Below are 3193 nucleotides of genomic sequence, written 5' to 3'. Positions count from 1 at the left end.
GATGCTCTGGACAATGCGGTCGCGGAGAGCTTCTTCGCCACCCTGCAGACCGAGCTGCTCGATCTCAGGCCGTGGCCGACCCGCCAGTTGCTGAAGACCGCTGTCTTCGAGTACATCGAGGCCTTCTCCAACCGCCGCCGGCGCCACTCGGCCCTCGGGTATCTCAGTCCGGACGAGTTCGAGAGGAGGTGGTACCTCCACCACGAAGTCCCCGCTACGGCTGCTTAACCACAGGCTGTCCACGAAATTGGATCAACTCCAGATCGGGCGCCACGTGGATCATGACCCAGAGACCCTGCTCCGGATCCCGCCTACGGCTCCGTGTTGGTGTGGGTCAGGCCTACGATTCAAAGACTGTCAGTGCCGAAAAGAGCTTCAGAGACGGCTTCAGTCGAGCTCAGGGTTACAACCACCCGGACTGCAAAGGACTCCTGAAGTGCCATGGCCGCCAACAGTACTACTCAGTGTCGATTGAGACGCCAGAGCACGGGCGGTGCTGGCCGCCGCACGCGGGTGGCGCCGATTGTGATACCATGAGGCCAGACCCTTACTGACGCTCGGTTACTTACTCGCGGGGTTGTCGGCCTATTTGCGGTGGAGGGCAATGTCCGAGCATCGTGACACACGGCGCCCGGCCCACCGGGCACTACGGAACTCGCATCAACTGTTATCGTCCATCGTCCGCTTCGCTGCTTTCGTCATGCTCTGGTTCTTAGGGTTGCGCCTCCTGGACAAGGTTGAAGCCAAGCTCGGTCCGGAATGGGTCGGCGGCATACTTGGCGTCCTTCTCGGCCTGTCCATCATTGCCCTGGGCATCATTACCGCCAGCCAGGATCTGAGGAGGAGCTCATCAAGCAGCCGCGATCGGTCACGCATGCGCCAACCATAGGTCGCCAGACCCCTTGCTCGATGGCGGCCCGTCCGTGTGGTACGAGCACCGCTGGCCGCAACTTGGGATGGTCGCGCCTGCCGACCGCCTGCGGTGGTCTCATGGCGGCCCCGGCGGAGGTGGCGATCAGGAATGAGCACTACGCAGGCCCGCTGTTCAGCGAAGGGCTCTTCCACCGGAGAATAGCTCTACACCGGCCGCTGTCGCCGCCTTCTGCAGTGCCGCATGCCGACTTGCCAGGGGAACCCCCAGCGACATCGCAAGTACCAGGTAGCTCGCGTCATACGCCGAGAGGTTGTACTCCCGAGCCGCATCGACCAGCGAGGCCATTGAACCAAGCTCAATGGGCTCCACCTGCACCGGCAACCGGCCGATCAGCGAAAGAAACCGGGCCGTCTCTGCCGACGTGATCCGGCCACGTCGCTGGGCGGTAACGAGGGCGTTAGACACCTCCAGGGGCCACACGGCCGGCACCACCGCCAACCCATCAGTGAGCGCATCGAGTACCCGATCCGACAGGACGTCCGCCTCGTCCTCGAAGGCCCAGCTCAAGGCAACGGACGCGTCCATGACCAGGCGACGGCTCACCACTTGCGCCCCGCCTCAATGAGCTCGCGCAGGGACAGGGCTCCAAGGCGCCTACCCTTTCGAAACGCGCGAAGTTCTGCGACCACCTCGGCGACGGGTTCCCTCCGCGTCACGGGAACCAGCATGGCTACGGGTACGCCCCGCCGTGTTAACGTGATGCGCTCACCCCGGGAGACACGGGCGAGCAGTTCGGAAAGCCGCGTCTTGGCTTCGTAGGCGCCAATCTCTTCCACGGTTTCTGTGTGCCTCGCTTCAGACTGGTCTACGACCAGTCTATTCACGGCGGTCCACATCGTCAACCGCGTCCGAGGCCTGCCGGCGGCCGTGCGTCCGTGTACCCGTTGGTGGCTGCCTGCCCGGGGCTGCCAGCCTGACGGGCACGTCCAGGTCGGTCAGGACGGCTCGGCCGGCACAACCCGAGGAACGCCGGCTCTATTGGTAAGGAGAGAGATCGATGGCTCGCAAAGCGCAGGAAGAGCCGCTGCCTGCCTTCGAGTCCGCCGAACAGGAAGCGGCGTTTTGGGACTCCCATTCAGTGGCGGACTACTGGGACCAATTGGAACCCGCCACCGAGACCGTGGAGGTGGTGCGCAAGAAACGATTGCTCTCAGTCCGCCTGGCGCAGCACGACGATAGAGGCGTTGCGCCGCGCCGCCGCCCGCTACGGCCTCGGCGTTGGCACGCTGGCCCGCGTGTGGATCCTCGAAGGCTTGCGCGGGGAAAGGCGCAACGACCATAGCGCCAGGATCAGCTCCCGGCCGGCCGCCCCCAGGGGGTCGGAGAGCGGCAGGCCTGCACCAGGTAGCATGCGGACCCGGTCGGCCAGCACGAAGGCATCGAGCCAGCCGGTCTTGAGTAGGTCGGGGTAGGTCCTCTTGCAGGCGTCGATGGTGCGGGCATTGAAGAGGTAGACCTCTGGAGCGAAGAGTTGCAGCTCCGGCGCCTTGGTGAGGTAGAGGGCCAGATGCCAGCCGTAGAAGCGGGTAGCCTCCAACCCGAAGCCGCCCTTGCTTCGGGGGGCTGTTCCTTGTCGCGCGTGGGATTCCTTACCAGCCTTCTTGTCCTTGCCGTCGTCGTCTCGGGATGTTCCTGGCTGTTCGGCCCTTCCCGGCCAGCGACCGCGGCGGAAGCCGAAAGGGCCCTGGCAGTCGCCCTTGCCCAGGTCGGGAAGCCATACGAGTGGGGCGCCCGCGGGCCTGATTCATTTGATTGTTCCGGGCTCATCACGTGGGCGTACCGGCACGCTGTCGTCAACCTCCAGCTCAGGGATGGGTGGCGAAGCGTTGATGACGGCTCCATGGAGGTGCTGTACGCCAACAGCCTCACGCGGACCGCCCCTGAGCCGGGCGACATCGTCTTCCTCTCGGACGGGACGGCGCGTGTCACGCACGGGGGCCTGTTCGTGCGGTGGGTTGACGGCGAGACGCTGGAGTTCGTCAACGCCAGTTCGTACTTCGGACAGGTCGTGGTCGACTCATGGCCTCTCCACCGCGAGAAGCGGAACCAGCGGTTCGTAGCCTTCGGACGCCTGACGCTAGCCCGATAGCCCGCAAATCAGCATCCAATACCCATCCTGTGAGGCCGCGCAGCCCCGGCTCCCGTGGCGGGCAGGGCCGGGCTCTCCTGCCCGTGAGGGTGCCGGGTGTTCTTGCGACCTGTCGGGTTTTGCCGATAGAATGGCGGGGAACCGGCTCCGGAACCGCGCCGCGGCACAGG

General features: G+C 65.1%; 7 protein-coding genes. 4 read left to right on the top strand and 3 right to left on the bottom strand.

Features of this window, described 5'->3' with window-relative positions; all coding sequences use genetic code 11:
• Both AB1609_13575 and AB1609_13570 read left to right on the top strand, forming a co-directional pair.
• The coding region (locus AB1609_13575) for an IS3 family transposase (protein MEW6047490.1) at positions 1 to 228 on the top strand (228 nt) is incomplete at its 5' end.
• A gap of 46 nt (positions 229 to 274) precedes the next feature.
• A complete protein-coding gene (locus AB1609_13570) occupies positions 275 to 475 on the top strand; it encodes an SEC-C domain-containing protein (GenBank protein ID MEW6047489.1) in 201 nt (66 codons plus the stop codon).
• A gap of 570 nt (positions 476 to 1045) precedes the next feature.
• Here the strand turns inward: AB1609_13570 and AB1609_13565 are convergent.
• Positions 1046 to 1477 (bottom strand): type II toxin-antitoxin system VapC family toxin, encoded by a 432-nt coding sequence (locus tag AB1609_13565; GenBank protein ID MEW6047488.1) that lies wholly within the window; start codon positions 1475 to 1477, stop codon positions 1046 to 1048.
• Entirely contained in the window at positions 1474 to 1758 is a 285-nt protein-coding gene (locus AB1609_13560) for a type II toxin-antitoxin system prevent-host-death family antitoxin (GenBank protein MEW6047487.1), read from the bottom strand. Before AB1609_13560 ends, AB1609_13565 begins: the two co-directional genes overlap by 4 nt.
• Positions 1759 to 1931: 173 nt before the next feature.
• Between AB1609_13560 and AB1609_13555 the strand changes: the two genes are divergently transcribed.
• Positions 1932 to 2216, top strand: coding sequence for a CopG family antitoxin (locus AB1609_13555; protein MEW6047486.1), 285 nt, complete (start codon positions 1932 to 1934; stop codon positions 2214 to 2216).
• Here AB1609_13555 and AB1609_13550 read toward each other — a convergent pair.
• Positions 2139 to 2471: a hypothetical protein gene (locus tag AB1609_13550; protein ID MEW6047485.1), complete on the bottom strand. Its 333-nt coding sequence runs from the start codon at positions 2469 to 2471 to the stop codon at positions 2139 to 2141. The genes AB1609_13555 and AB1609_13550 overlap by 78 nt on opposite strands.
• A 42-nt stretch (positions 2472 to 2513) precedes the next feature.
• On the opposite strand from AB1609_13550, the gene AB1609_13545 reads away from it, so the two are divergent.
• Positions 2514 to 3023 (top strand): NlpC/P60 family protein, encoded by a 510-nt coding sequence (locus AB1609_13545; GenBank protein ID MEW6047484.1) that lies wholly within the window; start codon positions 2514 to 2516, stop codon positions 3021 to 3023.
• The last annotated feature ends 170 nt before the right edge of the window (positions 3024 to 3193 follow it).

Source organism: Bacillota bacterium, assembly GCA_040754675.1.
Taxonomy (GTDB): domain Bacteria; phylum Bacillota; class Limnochordia; order Limnochordales; family Geochordaceae; genus Geochorda.
The sequence above is the reverse complement of the archived record's forward strand: the minus strand, read 5'-3'. Positions and strand labels throughout refer to the sequence as shown.